General features: G+C 67.5%; 17 protein-coding genes. 4 read left to right on the top strand and 13 right to left on the bottom strand.

Going from position 1 to position 17058, the window contains the following annotated elements:
• Window positions 1–29: 29 nt before the first annotated feature.
• The 6 genes from BCD48_RS41280 to BCD48_RS41255 all read right to left on the bottom strand — a co-directional run bounded on the left by BCD48_RS41280 (window position 30) and on the right by BCD48_RS41255 (window position 4770).
• A complete protein-coding gene (locus tag BCD48_RS41280; protein ID WP_071053851.1) occupies window positions 30–833 on the bottom strand; it encodes a TauD/TfdA dioxygenase family protein in 804 nt (267 codons plus the stop codon).
• Window positions 834–897: 64 nt separating this feature from the next.
• Entirely contained in the window at window positions 898–1671 is a 774-nt protein-coding gene (locus tag BCD48_RS41275; RefSeq protein ID WP_071053850.1) for an SDR family NAD(P)-dependent oxidoreductase, read from the bottom strand.
• Between the two features lie 24 nt (window positions 1672–1695).
• Window positions 1696–1932, bottom strand: a complete 237-nt coding sequence (locus BCD48_RS41270; protein ID WP_131804220.1) for a hypothetical protein — start codon at window positions 1930–1932, stop codon at window positions 1696–1698.
• 96 nt (window positions 1933–2028) lie between these two features.
• A complete protein-coding gene (locus BCD48_RS41265) occupies window positions 2029–2550 on the bottom strand; it encodes a nuclear transport factor 2 family protein (RefSeq protein WP_071053848.1) in 522 nt (173 codons plus the stop codon).
• The gene (locus BCD48_RS41260; RefSeq protein WP_071053847.1) at window positions 2547–3326 is read right to left on the bottom strand and encodes an alpha/beta fold hydrolase; all 780 of its coding nucleotides are present in this window, start codon (window positions 3324–3326) and stop codon (window positions 2547–2549) included. Before BCD48_RS41260 ends, BCD48_RS41265 begins: the two co-directional genes overlap by 4 nt.
• 154 nt (window positions 3327–3480) lie before the next feature.
• A complete protein-coding gene (locus BCD48_RS41255; protein ID WP_071053846.1) occupies window positions 3481–4770 on the bottom strand; it encodes an amidohydrolase family protein in 1290 nt (429 codons plus the stop codon).
• Between the two features lie 105 nt (window positions 4771–4875).
• On the opposite strand from BCD48_RS41255, the gene BCD48_RS41250 reads away from it, so the two are divergent.
• A complete protein-coding gene (locus tag BCD48_RS41250; protein WP_241842381.1) occupies window positions 4876–6051 on the top strand; it encodes a sulfotransferase family protein in 1176 nt (391 codons plus the stop codon).
• A gap of 68 nt (window positions 6052–6119) precedes the next feature.
• On the opposite strand, the gene BCD48_RS41245 is transcribed toward BCD48_RS41250, so the two are convergent.
• On the bottom strand, window positions 6120–6452 hold the full coding sequence (locus BCD48_RS41245) for a hypothetical protein (RefSeq protein WP_157910626.1): 333 nt from the start codon (window positions 6450–6452) through the stop codon (window positions 6120–6122).
• A gap of 65 nt (window positions 6453–6517) precedes the next feature.
• On the opposite strand from BCD48_RS41245, the gene BCD48_RS41240 reads away from it, so the two are divergent.
• Window positions 6518–7435, top strand: coding sequence for an NAD-dependent epimerase/dehydratase family protein (locus BCD48_RS41240; protein WP_157910625.1), 918 nt, complete (start codon window positions 6518–6520; stop codon window positions 7433–7435).
• Between the two features lie 171 nt (window positions 7436–7606).
• On the opposite strand, the gene BCD48_RS41235 is transcribed toward BCD48_RS41240, so the two are convergent.
• Window positions 7607–9109 (bottom strand): aldehyde dehydrogenase family protein, encoded by a 1503-nt coding sequence (locus tag BCD48_RS41235; protein WP_071053843.1) that lies wholly within the window; start codon window positions 9107–9109, stop codon window positions 7607–7609.
• A 292-nt stretch (window positions 9110–9401) separates the two neighbouring features.
• Between BCD48_RS41235 and BCD48_RS41230 the strand changes: the two genes are divergently transcribed.
• Window positions 9402–9641 carry a hypothetical protein gene (locus tag BCD48_RS41230; RefSeq protein ID WP_131804219.1) on the top strand — a complete coding sequence of 80 codons (240 nt, stop codon included), beginning with the start codon at window positions 9402–9404 and terminating at the stop codon, window positions 9639–9641.
• 31 nt (window positions 9642–9672) lie between these two features.
• Here the strand turns inward: BCD48_RS41230 and BCD48_RS41225 are convergent, their stop codons facing one another.
• Window positions 9673–10809, bottom strand: a complete 1137-nt coding sequence (locus tag BCD48_RS41225; RefSeq protein ID WP_083419989.1) for an acyl-CoA dehydrogenase family protein — start codon at window positions 10807–10809, stop codon at window positions 9673–9675.
• Between the two features lie 105 nt (window positions 10810–10914).
• On the opposite strand from BCD48_RS41225, the gene BCD48_RS41220 reads away from it, so the two are divergent.
• Window positions 10915–12276, top strand: a complete 1362-nt coding sequence (locus tag BCD48_RS41220; protein ID WP_071053841.1) for an aromatic ring-hydroxylating oxygenase subunit alpha — start codon at window positions 10915–10917, stop codon at window positions 12274–12276.
• Window positions 12277–12327: 51 nt separating this feature from the next.
• Here BCD48_RS41220 and BCD48_RS41215 read toward each other — a convergent pair whose 3' ends face one another.
• From BCD48_RS41215 to BCD48_RS41200, 4 genes are read right to left on the bottom strand one after another with little or no spacing between them, the layout of a single operon-like run.
• On the bottom strand, window positions 12328–12849 hold the full coding sequence (locus tag BCD48_RS41215) for a VOC family protein (RefSeq protein ID WP_071053840.1): 522 nt from the start codon (window positions 12847–12849) through the stop codon (window positions 12328–12330).
• Window positions 12850–12872: 23 nt separating this feature from the next.
• The gene (gene ccrA, locus BCD48_RS41210) at window positions 12873–14120 is read right to left on the bottom strand and encodes a crotonyl-CoA carboxylase/reductase (protein ID WP_071053839.1); all 1248 of its coding nucleotides are present in this window, start codon (window positions 14118–14120) and stop codon (window positions 12873–12875) included.
• 33 nt (window positions 14121–14153) lie between these two features.
• Entirely contained in the window at window positions 14154–15836 is a 1683-nt protein-coding gene (locus BCD48_RS41205; RefSeq protein ID WP_071053838.1) for a class I adenylate-forming enzyme family protein, read from the bottom strand.
• Complete coding sequence (locus tag BCD48_RS41200; RefSeq protein ID WP_071053837.1) at window positions 15833–16990, bottom strand: FAS1-like dehydratase domain-containing protein; 1158 nt, start codon at window positions 16988–16990, stop codon at window positions 15833–15835. Before BCD48_RS41200 ends, BCD48_RS41205 begins: the two co-directional genes overlap by 4 nt.
• Between the last annotated feature and the right edge of the window lie 68 nt (window positions 16991–17058).

The raw sequence follows: 17058 nt of genomic DNA, 5'->3' as shown, positions 1-17058 counted from the left end.
CAACTCTCGACGCGGGCGCAACGGCGCCGTCAGGCAACGGGCACGTCGCCTTCGACGGTCCGCCTGCGCATGCGACGGGTGCCGACGAAGTCGGCGACGCCCCGGTGCTGCGTGACGCGCTCCTCCCACACGGCGATCACGCCCGGGCGCCACTTCAGGCGCACGTGGAACTCGGGCGTATTCACGTGCTCGTAGAGATGGCGGAGCACCAGCTCGCTCTCGCTGTCACCCATGCCGACGATTCGCTCGGTGTAGTTGGCGTTGACGTAAAGCATCCGGCGACCGGTCACCGGGTCGCGCAGGACGGCCGGATGGACGGCGCCGGCCGGTTTCTTGATGAACGGGAGCCGGAACGTGCTGTGCAGCACCTCGGCGCCGTCGAGCAGCCGCTGGTAGCGCGAGGAGAGCGCCTCCCAAGCGGCGTACATGCTCGACCACATCGTGTCGCCACCAGCCTCGGGCACCTCGACCGCCGTCAGGAGCGCCGCCTGGGGCGGGCGCTCCAGCGCACTGCCATCGGTGTGCCACACATTGGTCCGGTACTCCCCCATGGGTGTGGTCGCGTTGTCCAGCACGCCGGTGCTGTTGTCCTTCTGGAAGGCGTACGCCGCTTCGGGCCTGCCGAACACCTCGCCGAAGGACTGCAACTCGTCAGCCTCAATCGCTCGGCCTAAGTCGAAAAACAGCACGCCGTGTTCGTGCAGCGCGGAGTTCAGCGCGTCGGCGATCGGGGTCTGCGGTTTCACCCCCAGCTCCACACCGTGGACGCGCGCGCCGATATTGCCGCTCACGCGTTCGAAGGCGACGGATCCTGCCAGGCCAGTCACGGTCATAGGAGTCCCCTCTGCATCGATCCCGATGGGTGTATACAACTCTGCGGGCTGCGTGCGCGCCGCGTCAACCGGCGCTCGTGCGTCCGCCGTCGACGACGAGGTTCGTTCCGGTGATGAACGACGCCTCGTCGCTCAGAAGGAACCGAATGGCGCGCCCGACGTCCCACGGATCACCGACGCGCCCGAGCGGCACGAGCTTCGCGGTGTCCCCCACCGTCCCGCCGCTCGAGGCGAGACCTTCGCGGAGCAGCGGCGTGTCGATGGTGCCAGGCGTGGCGACGTTGACCCGGATTCCGTCTTCCGCGAGCCCACGCGCCATGGCGCGAGCGAGGCCGACCAGGCCCGTCTTCGACGTGAGATACGCGGGATCACGCCACGTCGACCCGTCGAAGGTGCTCGCCGACGACGTCACGACGATGGCGGATCCTGGATTCGCGCGCTTCAGGGCCGGGATGAGCAGCCGGATGAGCACCGCTGCGCCGCGGAGATTGACGCCCATGACGCGGTCCCAAGCTCCTGACGCGACCTCATGGGGGCCCTCTGCCCACGCGTTGATGCCGGCGCAGTAGGCCAACGCGCCAACCCCGCCCAGCGCCGCGACACTCGCGGTGGCGGCCACTTCGACGGCCTTGTCATCCACCAGGTCGACAACCTGGACGTCGGTCGAGACACCGAACCGATCGCGGCACTCGCTTGCCGTTTCGTGCGCAGCGTCGCCCTGGATGTCCCACACCGCGACGGGCCGACCGTGCTCCGCCAACGCCAGACAGGTTCCCCGCCCGATACCGGTGGCGCCGCCGGCTACGATCACCGGGGTCTTCGGGCCCAACAGCTCCATGCGTCGCTCCTCGCGAGGCCGCGGTCAGTGCCGCTGGTAGAGGACCTGCGGCGTGATACCGGGCAGGTCCGTACTCGAGACGAGCGTCAGCCCGCCGTCGACGACGAGCGTCTGGCCGGTCACCCAGCCCAGCGCGAACAGGGCAAGCACGGCCTCGGCGATGTCCTCCACGCCCTGGCGCTGGAGCGCCTCGGTGACGGCGGCGCCCATCCCTGACGCTCCTCCCGCCACGAGCGCCGTGGTCCCTGTGAGCTCGAGCACGTTCCCTCCTTCAACGCAGCCGGCAGCGAAGCCGGCTGCGTTGTATACAATTAGTCGAGGGTCAGCCGACAACCGAGTCGCGCGTGGTTCAAGGGGTCACGGGTGGGGCTGCTGCACTGTTGTCCTGAGGACCAATGGCCGCTGGTACGACGGATCGGTGGTGTCGCGGCGGCTGGGCGCGTCGGCACGCCCACTCATGTCGACGGCAGGCGGTTCGGTGATCGAATCCACGATGGTGAGGCGCGCCGCGATGCGCCACTCGCCGCCGCGGCGCTCGAACCGATCGACGTACCGCCCGCTGACGGAGATCACGGCACCAGAGAGATCCCGGCGTATGACCAGGTAGTACGTCTCGCCATGGGCAGTGTCGCCGTCCAGCTCGACGTTGTGCGTCGTGATGTGGTTCTGGGTGGTGACGACCCTGGCCAGGTTGCCGAACACCCAGCCGGCGAGATCGCGTCCCAGGCCAACGAACCCTCCGTGATCGTCGATGGCGTCGGCGTGGTAGCAGGAGGCGACCAGCTCAGCGTCGCCGCGGTCGATTCCCCTGGCGTAGCGGTGCACGCAATGAGCGATGGCCTGCCGATCGAGCAGCTGCTGAAGCGCGTCGCCACTCATGAACGCTCGCCCGACGCGCGATCAGGATGCCTCCGAGCTGGTCCGACCGAGGCCCGGTGCAGCAGGTCGGCCGACTCGATCGGGTGCGTGATCATGGCGTCGTGCGGACCGGCGACGGTCACGACCTGCACCGACGGGTTCACGGCAGCAGCCGCTCGGGCGCGCTCGTGCGAGAGCTTCATGCCAGGATCCGTGTGCGGTGAGGCGGTGCAGATCACGGCGAGCACCGGCACGTCGAGAGGTCCACTCAGCCGGACCGGCTGCGTGAGCGTGGCCGGCGGCTGCGGTGTCAGCCTCGCCGCGACCCACGCAAGGTCGTCCGGATCAGTGATGCCCATCATCTGTGCCGTCAGCGTCCCGGCCGCGAGCAGCGGTGCCGACTTCTCGTCGGCGACGTTGGCGAGCACGCCGGCCGTCGCCTCCTCGCCACCGATCAGGAAGCCAACTGTCTCGCCGTCCTCCGGCCACAGCGCGTCGAAGTACACGAGGCGGCCGACCCGGTCCCGGGCGCGGTCGGCCACGCCGGTGATCACGGCGCCGGCGTAGCTGTGGCCGACGAGGTTGACGTCGTGGAGATCCTCCCACTCGAGCACGCCGATCACGTCGGCGATGTGGGTCTCGAGATCGATGTCGGGCCGGAGGAGGTGCGCTCGCTCGCCCAGCCCGGTGAGGGTGGGCGTGTACACCTCATGGCCGAGTTTGCGCAGGCGGTCGGCCATTCGCTTCCAGCACCAGCCGCCGTGGAAGCCCCCGTGCACGAACAAGAACGTTGCCATCGTTCCCCTTAAGTCGGACCTGGCCAATGGCTGTCCCCCGCGGCTGTCTCGACGCGCCAGGTCCGTGGAGCGCCGGTTCCGGGTAGGTGCTCCACGGCCGAGCGCACGGCGAGTCGGTCGTACTAAGGTCGCCGCGGCCGCGGGGCAGGGGCCGTCATCCCGTCGACTTGGTCTCGGCTAGCTCGTGGGTGAAGTGGGCGAGCGAGCGGCCACGACCCTCCTTCACGCCGTGCGACACGGTCGAGATGTCGTGGCCCTCGGCCTCCTTGCGGAGCGCGCCCACAGTGCACCGTTCGCGGGGCCGGATCGAGTACGGGTCGAACGCGAACAGCCGCATGGTGTTCTCGTGGGTGACCTTGTTGATCTGGGCGTCGGTGAGGTTGCGCATGGCGTCAGCCACGAGCTCGGGAGACTCGGGCCACGTGCTGTCCGAGTGCGGGTAGTCGCACTCCCAGGTCACCATGTCCTCGTTGAGGCGGTCGATGTTGTTGGCACCAAAGTCGTCGACCACGAAGCATGTGATCACGTGCTCGAGGAAGATCTCGCTCGGGAGCCTGCCCCCGAGGTTCGGGCGCGTCCACGCATGGTGACGTTTGTAGACGTAGTCGGCGCGCTCGAGGAAGTAAGGGATCCAGCCGATGCCACCCTCCGCCAGAGCGATCTTCAAGTTCTTGAACTTCTGGAAGATCGGTGACCACACGAGGTCCGCGGCGGTGGGGTAGAGCTTGATCGCCGAGCAGGTGATCTCGACGTTGATCGGCGCGTCCGGGGAGGTGACGACGTCGATCTTCCCCGAGCCGATGTGCATCGTGACGACGGTCTCGGTGTCCTGGCAGGCGGCCCAGAACGGGTCCCAGTGATCGGTGTGCAGGGAGGGGAGGCCCAGGCCGTAGGGGTTCATCGAGAACGAGACGGCGTGCGACCCCTTGGCCGCCGTACGGTGGATCTCTTCGGCCATGAGGTGGGGGTCCCACACCGGGGGGATGGTGAGGGGAATGAACCGGTCGGGGTAGGAGCCGACCCAGTAGTCGAGGTGCCAGTCGTTGTATGCCCGGACCACCGCGAGCGCCAGTTCCGGGTCCTGGTCAGCACGGCTCCCGAAGAACTGCCCGCAGAAGCGGGGCATGGTCGGAAAGCACAGCGAGGCGAGCACGCCGTTGGCGCTCATGTCCTTGACCCGCTCGTGCACGTCGTAACAGCCACGGCGGATCTCGGCGAAGGTCGCCGGCTCGAGCCCGTACTCCTCCGGCGGTCGTCCGGCGACCGCGTTCAGGCCGGCGTTGCGGGCTTCGCCCTTGCCGAAGATCCACTTTTCGCTGGTCTCGTCCGACACCACGCGAGGTGCCCGGTCGGCGAACTTCTTCGGGATGAAGTCGTCGAACAGGTTCGGCGGCTCGACGGTGTGGTCGTCGACGCTCATCAGGATCATGTCGTTCATCCGCATTGGTCGTCCCCTCTCAGGAGCCAGTTGATGAGTGTATACACGACTGGTGGTGATGTATACACCCGTTGGTAGGGTGGGGATCTCGATGGCGAAGGAGGCGATGCCGTGACGCCGCGACAAGCCGACGGTGGCGGCGCCGTGCGAGTCGCCGAGCTGCTGGACGCCGCTCGCGCGGCCACCAGCCTCGATTACTTCGGCGAGGACTCGTTCCGCGAGGGCCTCGAGATTCTGGTCGACGCCCTCGACGTCGAGGCCGACCTCAACGAGCGGGGGCGCCAGACGGCTGAACGCATGATCGTCGGCTCGCTGACCATGCGCCTGCGCATCGAGGAGTGCTACCGCGAGCATCCGGAGATCGACGACCAAGAGGTGCCGGCGCCGGTGTTCCAACTCGGCCTGCCGCGCACGGGGACGACTGCCCTCGCGCACCTTCTCGCCCAGGACCCGGCGATCCGCTTCCTGCGCTGGTGGGAGTCGAGTGCTCCGGCGCCGCCGCCCGACCCGGCGCGGACCGGCGACCCGCGCATCGCCCAGGCCGAGGCGTTCTTCGCTCGGCAGGACGAGATGCTGCCGAAGATGCGGGCGATGCTCCCGCTGTCGGCCGAGGGCCCGGCCGAGTGCCTGCCCCTCCTCGGCCTAGGTTTCACGTCGCAGCTCTTCGACGGTGGCCACAAGGTGCCGAGCTACAGCCGCTGGCTGCTTCAGGCCGACCTGGAGCCCGCGTACCGCTACCACAAGCGCGTCCTCAAGCTCCTCCAGTGGAGGACGCCGCCGAACCGGTGGCGGCTGCGCACTCCTGGCCACATGGTGGGGATCGAGGCGCTAGACAAGGTGTATCCCGACGCCCAGTTCGTGATGACCCACCGGGACGTATCGAGCGTGGTCCCGTCCCTCGCGGACCTACACACCACGCTCGCCGCCGGCCACACAGACCACCCGGACCCGAGGTACTTTGGCGTCATCTCCACGGAGGTGTGGGCAACGGCGCTCGAGCGGACGATCGCCTTCCGGGACAACGGCCGCGAGAACCGGTTCCACGACCTCGGATTCCGGGAGCTCCAGCGGGACCCCGTGGGTGCGGTGCGCGAACTGTACACCTCGCTCGGCGAGCCCCTCGCGCCCGCCGTCGAGGAGCGCATGGCGCGATGGTGGACCGAGAACCCTCGCGACCGCTACGGCAACCACACCTACACGGCTGAGGACTTCGGGCTCAGCGTCGGCGGGCTACGGGAGCGCTTCGCCTTCTACGCCGACCGCTTCGACGTTCCGCTCGACCGCTGACGGGTCGAGTTACCCACGGTGGCGGGCCGAGGTGTTGCGCGTCCAGTAGCGCGGGACGTCGAGGAAGGTCAGAAGGCCAGCCGGCGCAGCGCAGACGGCAGGGATCGCGTTGACGCGGGCTCGAGGAAAGGGACGAGGTCGGCGACCGCTTCGTCTTCTCGGCCGATGGCGTCGCCGAAATACGTGAGGCAGTCGGCCCCGAGCTCGAGCAGCTCGTCCCAGCTTCCGGTCGCCCTGACCCCCGCGGGAGCGGCCCCGACGAGCTCGCCGGAGTCCTGTCCTACCTTGCTCGGCGTGCTCACGAAGTGCCCGACGAGTTCGAGGTCGGGAGTATCCAGGATCGCTCGCAGCGCAAGCGCCCCGACGTTCCCGGTGCCGCAGTGCACGACTCGATACCTCACGCTCCACCTCGCCTCACGCCTTGGTTTGAGCCTTGTATACCCTAATGAAGCACTTGGAGGGACCGTTGCTGTCAGGTGAGAAGATCCTCGTCACCGGGGTCACGGGGAGCGTGGCTGGGCCCCTAGCACGCTTCCTCGCCAATGAGAACGAAGTATGGGGACTCGCTCGCTTCCGCGACAGCGAGCGGCGCGAGCACCTCGAACAGGCGGGCATCATGACCTGCGCCGGCGACGTCTCTTCGGGTGGCTTCGAGGGCGTGCCGGACGACTTCACCTATGTGCTCCATCTTGCCTGGGCGCGCGGCGACTTCTCCCGGCTGCACGACGTGTTACGCGTCAACGTGGAAGGCACCGGTCTTCTGTTGCAGCACTGCCGCAAGGCAAAGGCCGCCTTGGTGATGTCGAGCACGGCGGTGTATTCCACCAATTCCGATCCGTGGCACGCCTTTACCGAGGACGATCCGGTGGGTAATGGGGCAGCGGGCCACACCGCGTCGACCAGTCCTGCGTCGAAGCTCGGCCAGGAGTCGGTGGCCCGGTTCTGCGCGCTCGCGTTCGAACTGCCCGTTGTCATTGCCCGGCTCAACACGTTCACCGGCATCCCGCGGTCGCTGCCCGGCCTCTACGTCGCGAGCGTCCTCGGTGATCGGCCCGTCGTCCTGCCCGGTGATCCGTTCCCCCACTCGCCGATCGACGTCGAGGACATGAAGGCCCAGCTCGAGCCGCTCCTCGACGCCGCGTCGACACCGGCGCTGACCGTCAACTGGTGCGGGGACGACGTGATCACGGCCAGGGAGTGGATCGCGCTTGCGGCGGAGTGGGCGGGCACGGACCCGCGGGTCACCGTGGAGGAGACCCAGGGGGGCGTGACCGGGAACGTCTCGGATGCGGCCCGCCGGCAGGCGATCACCGGACCCTGCACGCGCTCGGCGGCCGACTCGTATCGAACCCTCTACGAATCGATGATGAGGTCGGCACACTGAGCGAAACTCAGCGGCCAGCGAGCGCCAGGAGTTTCTGGGGCCGCCGAGGTTGTAGAAGCGGATCGCACCTTCGGCCAGGACGCGGCGCTCCGTATCCTCGGACATTTCCAATGAACGAACGCGCCCAGGAGCGCCGGGGAACCTTCTTGACCGGAAAATGGAGTTACTGACTCAGGCGCCGATAGGTGCGCCGGGCACCATATAAGCGACGATCTTCGTCTCGGTATATTCCTCGATGCCTTCGACACCCCAAGCGCGGCCGAGGCCGCTCGACTTGTAACCGCCGAAGGGAATGTCCCCATCGACGTAGCGGCCGCCATTGATGCCGACTGTACCGCTGCGGAACCGAGCGGCGAGCTTGATCGCGCGCTCGATATTTCCGGACGATACCTCACCCGAAAGCCCGTATTCGCTGTCATTGGCGATGCGCACAGCGTCATCCTCATCCTCGTAAGGTATGACGACAAGGACAGGTCCGAAGATCTCCTCTCGCGCGATAGTCATGTCGTTGGTCACATCGGCAAAGCATGTGGGCTCGATGAAGAAACCCCGCTTCGCCGCACTGATCCGTCCGCCGGCGATCAGCGTCGCGCCCTCCTGTATGCCGATATCGATATGCGCCTTGATGCGTTCCATCTGCCGCCGCGAGATGACCGGGCCCATGAGATCCTGGGGGTCTTCGTAATGGCCCCATTTGCCGTCATAGGCCGCATAGGTCGATTTCAGGACTTCGATCGCTTCGGCATAGCGGTTCCTGGGCACAAGCAAACGCGTGCGTGTCGTACAGCCCTGGCCCGAATGGCCCACAAGGACGGACGAAGCCACCTCGTGTGTGAAATCCTCCGCGTCGTCAAGGATGATCTTAGCGGACTTCCCGCCGAGTTCGAGAAGCACACGCTTCAGCGTCGATGCCCCCTTTTCCATGATCCGCTTTCCGACCGCCGAAGAGCCGGTGAAGGTGATGAGATCGACGCGGGGATCAATGACCAGCAGTTCGCCCAAGGCAGGATCGCTGCCAGTCACGACGTTCAACACGCCAGCCGGAAAGCCCGCCTCGATGGCCATCTCGCCCCAGATCGCCCCGAGAGCAGGCGTGTCGGGGGCGGGCTTCAGCACGACCGTGCAGCCCGCCAGCAAGGCCGAAACGGTCTTTTCGATGTTGACGTAGAAGGGGACGTTGAACGGCGTGATTGCACCAACCACACCTGCCGCCTCGCGCACCTTGATGCGGTGGCTGATGCGTCCTTCCGGGCCACGCTTGCCGCGATCTTCCATCCAGTTCACCTTGGCGAACGCGTCGATGAGGTCCTTGTAGCCCGCAAGTGCCTGGAGGGTCTGGATATATTTGGCCATGAAGATGGTCGATCCAGCTTCGTCGCGGGCAAGCTGAATCAAGCGGCCCGTATTTGCGCAGAACAGATCGTAGAGTTTCGTCACCAGTTCCAGGCGCTTGGCATGATCGGTTGACCAATCGGTGGTGTCAAAGGCCCGGCGGGCAGCCGAGATGGCATCGCTGACATCCTCGGCAGATGCATCGGCGGCCTTGCCTACGATCTCTCCGGTCCAAGGGCTAATATTGTCATAGGTACGGCCCCCGGCGGCGCCTCGCAGTTCACCATCGATATAGAGACTCGTTTCGCCAGTGGTGAGCTTCGGCTCGGCAACCGTCGCCATATTCTCGTCCTTTCCCAACAGATCTGCGGCGTTGTCTCCAGCCTCCCACACTCCGAAACAGGGAGACTGGCTCTGATCCCAACAAGGCGCCCGGCACCGCCCGCGGCGCTTCGGCGGACCGATGTCCGAACCGATGGCGGGTCATCAGATACCACCTTGTTTGTGATACCAACCCGGGCAGCAGTGTATACAACTTTGGCGGTGTACACAACCAACAGCCGAGAAGGAGCTGGTGGGGCCGTCGCGACCTAGCCAGGCGGCGTTGACGAACGTCATCCCGAGGATCGCGAGGGTGATCTGGAGTCCGTCCGACGGCGGCACGTTCGGCTTCGTCGTTGAACGCCATCTGGTGCTCGAGCGTGAACCCTTGGCGCCCGTGGCGCTCGTCCCAGGTGATACCGGCGAACCCCGCCTCGCGCCGCAGTCGTTGGAACGCACGCGCCTCGACCCAGTACTCGGGCTCCTGCTGCGTATGAGTGAGCGCTCGCGGCGCGTGTTCGGCGAGCCAAACCCGGCCCGGTGCCGGAAATGATCGAGATCGACGTCCGTTGGATCCACCGGCATCAGCTCGCGACCCCCACCACATCGCACAACCGGTCGGCGTGCCACGCCGGCGGGCCGTACAGCATCCGGTTCGACTGCACCCGCCTGAGGAAGAGGTGCGAGTCGTCCTCCCATGTCATCGCGATGCCGCCGTGTACCTGCATGCACGCCTCGACGACGTGCGGGCACCGAGTCCCGACGAACACCTTCGCCACGTGTACCACGCGCACCACATCGGCGGCGTCGGTCGCCACTGCCCGCACCGCTGCCCACGTGGCAGCCTGCGCTGCCTCCAGGAACGTCACCGCCTCGGCGAGGCGATGCTTCACGGCCTGGAACGAACCGATCGGCCGCCCGAAGGCGATCCGCTCCTTGGCGTACGCCGCGGTCTTGTCGAGCATGCGTGCCGTCGCCCCGACCGACTCCGCGCACTGCAGCGCGATCGCCAGGCGCGACTGGCGGGCGACATCCACGGCCGCGTCGCGTCGCTGGCCCAGCACGGCGCCGGCGCTCACCTCGACGTCGGCGAACCGGATGTCGGCGAGGCGGCGCCCGAGGTCCATCGTCTCCAGCGGTGTGACGATGACGCCCGGGGCGTCGGTCGGCACGAGGAGCTGGATCGTGCCGCCGTCGTCGCGCCGGCACGTCACCAGCAGGTGGGTGGCGTTCTGGCCATCCTGCACCCACCGCTTCGTGCCGGAGATGACGTAGCCGTCCCCGCGCGAGGTCGCGACGGTGCGCACGTCGCGCTCGTCCCAGCATCCCGGCCCGTCCGCGACGGCCCACGTCGCCACGGCGGTTCCGTCGACGAGCGACGGCAGCAGCGCCTCCCGCTGCGCCTCCGACCCGACACGGGTGACGGCATCGGCCACCACATTGACGGCGAGGAATGGCCCAGGGTGCAACATCCGGCCCAGCTCCTCGGCCACGATCGCCGCCGCGACCACGCCGTCACCGCTCATGCCGGCGCCCCCGTGCACCTCCGGCACGAGCATGCCGAGCCACCCGAGCGACGCCGCTTCCTCCCACAGCTTCGGGTCGAAACCCGACGCGGTGGACGCCACCTCCCGCACCCGCGGCAATGGCGAGCGGGACTCGAGAAACGCCCTCGTCGCGTCCCTGAGCATGCGCTCTTCCTGCGTCACCTCGACGTCCACCGCACTCCCCTCGCACCGTGGATCGGTACCATATATTACAATGATCTATTATTATCAGCATCTGGCGCGGTGGTCGACCGATCGGGGCGCGACGGTGGAGGTCTCATGACGCAAGTGCTGGCGACTGACCAGGACATCGACACCTCGAAGGTTCCATTCGCGATCACCGATCGCGCGTTCATCCCACGTGAGCGCTACTACGACAAGGCGTTCTTCGACCTGGAGAACGAGAAGCTCTGGCCGCACGCCTGGCAGATGGCCTGTCGGCTCGAGGAGATCCCCGGCGTCGGCGACTATGCCGAGTACTCGGTGGGCCCCTACTCGGTGGTCGTCGTGCGCACCAGCCCGACCGAGATCAAGGCATACCAGAACGCGTGCAGGCATCGGGCCACGCAGCTCGCGGTGGGCTGCGGCAGCTTCCGTGGCGGCCAGATCGTCTGCCCCTTTCACGGGTGGCGCTGGAACCTCGACGGCACACCGTCGTTGCCGCTCTACGGCCGACAGGGCTTCGAGGAGCGCGTTCTCGATCCCGACGACCTCGCGCTGATCGAGTGCCAGGCCGACACCTGGGGTGGCTGCGTGTGGATCAACATGGACCGCAACGCCCCGCCGCTGCTGGAAGCCCTTGACCCGATGCCGAGCCTGCTCGACCCGCTCGGCGTCGCCGACATGCGGGTGCACTGGTGGAAGGCCGTACGCCTGAATGCCAACTGGAAGATGGCCCAGGAGGCGTTCCTGGAGGCCTGGCACGTCATGCGAACCCACCCGCAGCTGACCCTGGGCGCCAACGACGGCTACTCGTCCGACAAGGTCGCCTACTACTCACACCCAAACGGCCACATGCACCTGCAGGGCAGGTCCGGCGGTTCGGACGTGGCCGCGCAGGGGGGCATCTCGACCGGCCTCGGGGAGCGGGAGGCGGTGATCGAGTCGCTGCGCCTGCTCTGCGAGGGGCTCAACGCCATGTGCCTCGACAAGGACATGCACGTCCTGGAGAGCCTTCGCACCATTGACTACGAACCCGGCCAGTTCTCGATAAAGATGATCGAGGCGCTCTACAAGTGGAACGTCGCGGCCGGCACGCCGTTCCCACCGCCCTCCGAGGCGTGGACGCGCTGGGGCGGCGTGCACTTCATGTTCCCCAACTACTTCATGCTGCCCCAGTTCGGGAACGCGCTCGTCTACCGCAGCCGGCCCGACAGCACCGACCCCGAGCACTGCTTCTTCGAGCTCTTCTCGGTCACCGGCTACCCGAAGGGCGAGGAGCCTGGGAAGCCGGCCTTCGGCGGCGTGCACGCCGCCGACTCCGAGGCCTGGCCCCTCATCCCCCGCCAGGACTTCAGCAACATCGAGCGGCAGCAGCGGGGCCTGCGCACACCCGGCTTCAACGCGCTCCGGCTCGCGAGCGAGTACGAGGACGGCATCGCCAACATGCACGCCCACCTCGACACCCACCTCGCCCGCTGACCGTCGGACCGGCGGCGTCATTCTCGCCGCCGGCCCGCGCCATCGGAGGGCTCAGTGACTGGCGGGCCTCCACCCGTCGTCCAGCGGTGTGGCACCCTCGATCATCGGCGAGTCTGGGATCTGTCCCACGGTAAGCATCGCGCGCGCCGGCGCCGACTGCCGGTCGACGAGCTCGATCACGGTGCCGTCCGCCATCTCGTGGTATACCCAGCTCGCCGGGAAGACGTCCTCGTGGAAGCCACCGCGCGCGAACGGGATACCGAGAGCCGCCAGCGCGTCCGAGGCCGCCTGCAGGTCGTCGACGTAGTAGCCCAGGTGGTGCAGGCCCGTGCCGGCCGGCGCGACGAGGTGAGTTCCCGGCACCGCCTCCAACAGCTCGATCTGCGGCGACACCTCGCGCGAAACGGCGATCCGCATCGGCGGCACCGTGTCGCCGTCGGCGTCGCGCGTCGGGAGCACGCCGTCGACGACGACGGCGAACGTGTAGCCGAACGCCTTGTGGAACTGCTCGATTGACGTCTCGATGTCGGGAACGATCAAGCCGATTTCGAAGAGATCGCCAGGTACGATCATCGCTACTCGCCTCTCTCAGCCGGTCAGCGAGCCGCGGTGCGGCCCTGGCCTGGCTCGGCCGCTCCGACGAGGGCAACCTTGCTGCCGAAGACGTTCTCGCCCTCGCCCATCTTGTGGTGCGCCTCGCCGAGTTGCTCGAACCGGATGGTGTCGCCAAGGCAGGGGTCGACGGCACCGGCCCGTACCAAGTCGTTGTACGCGTAGGCCTGCTGGTCGTTGGTGCCGTGCGAGCCCTGGAGCCGCTTCTGCCGCGTCCACAGGAAGCGGAGGTCGACGACCGGGGAGTAGCCCGTGGTGCCGGCGCAGATCACGACCATGCCACCGGGCTCGCACACGAAGATGCTCGTGGCCATCGTGGACTCGCCCGGGTGTTCGTACACGATGGTCGGGTTGCGACGTTCACCGAGCACGTCCCAGAACGTCTTCCCGAACTTGCGAACGCCGGCCGTCCACCTCTTCTGGCCCTCGGCGTCCTCCCAGTGCGGCTCGACGCCCCAGTGGTCGAACTCCGTGCGGTTGAGGTAGCCGACCGCGCCGAGCTTGCGGCAGTACTCGCCCCGCTCAGCGTCGGACACCACGGCAACCGCCCGGGCGCCGGCGTGCTTGACGAGCTGGATCGCCTGCCCACCGAGTCCACCGGAGCCGCCCCAGACGAGAACCACGTCGTCTTCGGTCAGCGTGTTGCCGGCGAACCCGTAGAGCATCCGGTATGCAGTGGTGCCGACGAGGCTCGGCGCCGCCGCCTCCTCCCAGCTCAGGTGCTGCGCCTTGGGCATGACCTGATGGGCCTGGACAAGCGCGAACTGGGCGAACGAGCCGAAGTTGGTGTCGTATCCCCAGATCTTGGCCGACGGTGCCAGCATCGGATCCTTACCCGCCTTCACCCACGGGTCGTTCAGATCCCACGACCCGGGATGCGTCACCACATGGTCGCCGACCGCGATGTCCTCGACACCCTCGCCGACCGCGTACACGATGCCCGATGCGTCACTTCCACCGATGTGGAAGTCATACGGCTCGCCCGCCTTCTGGCGCAGTGCGATCACGTTGATGGGCACGCCCCTCGCCGCCCACACGTTGTTGAAGTTCACGCCCGCAGCCATGACACCGATGAGCACTTCGCCCGGCCCAGGGCGCGGCACCGGCACCTCTTCGATCTGGAACGCGGAACGGGGATCGCCGAGGCGCTCCGTTCGAATCAGCTGAGCGAGCATCCGCTCGGGCACCTCGCCGACCGGCGGCAACGAACCGATGGGAACGACGTCGGACATGGTTCCTCCTCCTCGAGGGACGGATCGGGGCAGTCAGCCCTCGGCGGCCAACAGCTCGATGGCCAGGGCACGCACAGCGGGAAGGTTGAACTTCTCGCTGCTCGTCCGCGGCAGGTCGTCGACGGATGAGAAGAACAGGATCCGGCGCGGGATCTTGAAGCTGGAGAGCGACCCGCGCAGGCATTGGCGGACGTCATCCTCGGTGAGCGTTGCGCCAGCATGCGTCACAACGCAGGCCACGACGATCTCACCGGCGATCGCATCGGGCACGCCGGCCACGACGGCTCGAGCGATGTCGGGGTGGCCGAGCAGGACTCCCTCGACCTCGAGCGGCGCCACGTTGGCCCCGCTCGTCTTGATCATGTTGCTCAGCCTCCCCGTGTAGTGGAGGAGACCGTCCTCGTCGAACCAGCCGAGGTCGCTCGTGTGGAAGAATCCCTCGGCGTCGAAGAGGTCCTCCGGCGGGACCTTGACGTAGCCCCGCATAAGGCTGGGGCCCTTGAGGATGATCTCGCCCTCCTCGCCGACGCCATGCGTCTCGCCCGTCTCGGGGTCGATGACCCGGATGCTCGACCCCGCGGTCAGCCGTCCGTAGGTGTGTCGCTGCACGATCGGCGCGTCGTAGGGGATAGCGGTGATGCTCGTGAATGTCTCGCTGCTGCCGTAGCTGGCCTGGTTGGCCGGGCGCGGCGCGCCACCGGGCGCCGGCTCGCCGGTGATCCGGTGCACGTCTCGCCGTATCGACGAGATGTCCCGCGGTAACCGCTGGTAGGCCGCCTGCAATTGCACATCGTGCGCCCCCACGATCTGCGCGACCGTGACACGCTCCTCCTCGATCAGCCGAAGGGCGTCGTCGGCATCGAAATACGGCGGGAGCACGAGGCACGCGCCGGATCCGAGCGTTCCCCCGAGCACGGCCGCGAACCCGGCGGTCCAGAACAAGGGCAGCCCGCAGTACACGCGGTCGTCGGTCGTGTACTGCTCCCGGTGCGCGTGCCGCCAGCACTGGAGCATCGGCCCTCGGTGCCGGTGCAGCACGCCCTTCGGGAACGACGTCGTCCCCGAGGAGTAGATGATGACGCCGTCCTCGATCGGCCTCGTCTCGGCGATGATCCCGTCGAGCACCGAGTCGGGTACGTCGGCACCCGCCGCCACGAACGTGTCCCACCCCTGCAACGCCCCGGTCGGCTCCCCGTCGAGACGCACAACGCGGCGGAGGAACGGGTAGTCCGCCGAGCGAATACCCCCGGGCGCCGCGGTGCGGGCCTCCGGGCACAGCTCGAGGATGTCGTCGACGAACCGGTGCCGGAGGAACTCTGTCTGTGCGATGACGACCGACACGTCGGAGTGGCGGAGCAGATGATCGAGCTCGCGCTGCTCGACGAAGGTGTTGAACGGGACCGCCACGCCTCCGGCCATCGCCGCGCCCCACACCGCGGCGATCCACTCCGGCCGATTCGCCATCAGCACGCCGACGCGAGTCGCGCGGTCGACACCGACGGCCACGAGCGCCTTTGCCACCTCCCGTGCCCGCTCGCGCAGCTCTCCATAGGTCCACTCGACGCGACGACCACCCGACGGTGAGGACACGAGCGCGGGTCGTTCGCCGAACCTCGCGACGAGCTCGTCGAGGAACCCCCCGAAGGTGAGCGCCCCGATCCCGGGCTCGGTGGCCGGATCGGGACCGGTGAAGGTGATGACGCCGCTCGAGGTCATGCCGGCGGCAGTTGCACGTCGACGAACGCCTTGGCCAGCAGCACGTCGTCCTGGTTCGTCATCGTGATCCCCACCTTGGCGAGGTGCACGCCGAGCGCCGGCTCCCACCGGTGCTCCTGCACCACACCGTGGACGATCGCCAGGTCACCCTCGAAGGTCGGGTACCGGTAGTCCACCTTCGCGTGGCGGATGAACCCGCTGTCACCTGCCCAGTAGGCGACGTAGTCGAGGACCCACGCCCCGATCGAGCTGCCGTAGCCGTAGGCGCGTGGGAGCCCGACCAGTTTCGCCTTCCCCACGTTGGTGTGACCACTCGCCGGACCACGATCGAGGCCGATCGTCATCGAAGGGTCCGAACCGTCACCCTCGGCACCGAGCAGGTCCGGGAGGAACCCGGCGTCGTTGCCGTAGTAGTGGCCCTCTATGTAGTGGCTGCCCCACACTGTGAACATGAACGTGCGGTACTCCGTGACGAACTGCGCCGAGGTGTGCGGGCCGATCGGGCGGACGGGCAGCATGTCGCCGACCTCCACCTGGCTCGGCCCCTCGCCCCCCATGCCCGACCGCGCCCACTCGACTTGCTGCCGCTCGAGCTCCTGCAGCTGGGCGTCGGTCCACGTGGGCGCGTCCGCCGCGTCCCGGTCGTAGTAGCCGCGCTTGCGCGCCAGTTCCGGCAGGTAACGCACCATGGTCGACCGCTGCTTCGCGATCGCCTCCTTGCGCTGGTTGAGGTAGGTCGTGTCGCCCCGCGAGAACATCGTCGGCCCGGCGAACTTGGTCTCGGCGATCGAGTAGCCGTCGAACCGGCGCCTCACGCGGACGAGGTCGCCGGGGCGAATGTGCGGGCCGTAGAACCAGAACTCGTCGCCACCGAAGATGACGTGCGAGTTCGGGATCCTGCCGACGACCGCCGGCACCGCACCGTGGCCGACATCGCAGCACACCGTGAAGGATTGCGGCGCGACGATCTCGCCGAACGGCGACCGTGCCGCCGCCTCTTCGTCGAAGTGCCGCGCGTTCGGGTAGTTCATCGCCTGCACCCAGCGGCGCACGTCGATGAGCGCGATCGGCTCCTTCAGCTGGCCACCCCCGACCTCCTCGCCGATGTGCTTGTCGACGTCGCTGGTGTCGAGCGCCTCCTCGGCGGTGGTCATCTCCCAGTCCTCTCGTGTGCTGCTGCGACGAACCAACCGAAATACTAGTATATATTACAAGTATTGCA

The sequence above is a fragment of the Pseudofrankia coriaricola genome (genome assembly GCF_001854805.1).
Lineage (GTDB): Bacteria > Actinomycetota > Actinomycetes > Frankiales > Frankiaceae > Pseudofrankia.
The sequence above is the reverse complement of the archived record's forward strand: the minus strand, read 5'-3'. Positions and strand labels throughout refer to the sequence as shown.

Coding starts and splice junctions, on each gene's coding strand:
- BCD48_RS41280 (WP_071053851.1), bottom strand. CDS start 833: ATGACCGTGACTGGCCTGGCAGGATCCGTCGCCTTCGAACGCGTGAGC.
- BCD48_RS41275 (WP_071053850.1), bottom strand. CDS start 1,671: ATGGAGCTGTTGGGCCCGAAGACCCCGGTGATCGTAGCCGGCGGCGCC.
- BCD48_RS41265 (WP_071053848.1), bottom strand. CDS start 2,550: ATGAGTGGCGACGCGCTTCAGCAGCTGCTCGATCGGCAGGCCATCGCT.
- BCD48_RS41260 (WP_071053847.1), bottom strand. CDS start 3,326: ATGGCAACGTTCTTGTTCGTGCACGGGGGCTTCCACGGCGGCTGGTGC.
- BCD48_RS41255 (WP_071053846.1), bottom strand. CDS start 4,770: ATGCGGATGAACGACATGATCCTGATGAGCGTCGACGACCACACCGTC.
- BCD48_RS41235 (WP_071053843.1), bottom strand. CDS start 9,109: ATGGCGACGGTTGCCGAGCCGAAGCTCACCACTGGCGAAACGAGTCTC.
- BCD48_RS41220 (WP_071053841.1), top strand. CDS start 10,915: ATGACGCAAGTGCTGGCGACTGACCAGGACATCGACACCTCGAAGGTT.
- BCD48_RS41215 (WP_071053840.1), bottom strand. CDS start 12,849: ATGATCGTACCTGGCGATCTCTTCGAAATCGGCTTGATCGTTCCCGAC.
- ccrA (WP_071053839.1), bottom strand. CDS start 14,120: ATGTCCGACGTCGTTCCCATCGGTTCGTTGCCGCCGGTCGGCGAGGTG.
- BCD48_RS41205 (WP_071053838.1), bottom strand. CDS start 15,836: ATGACCTCGAGCGGCGTCATCACCTTCACCGGTCCCGATCCGGCCACC.
- BCD48_RS41200 (WP_071053837.1), bottom strand. CDS start 16,990: ATGACCACCGCCGAGGAGGCGCTCGACACCAGCGACGTCGACAAGCAC.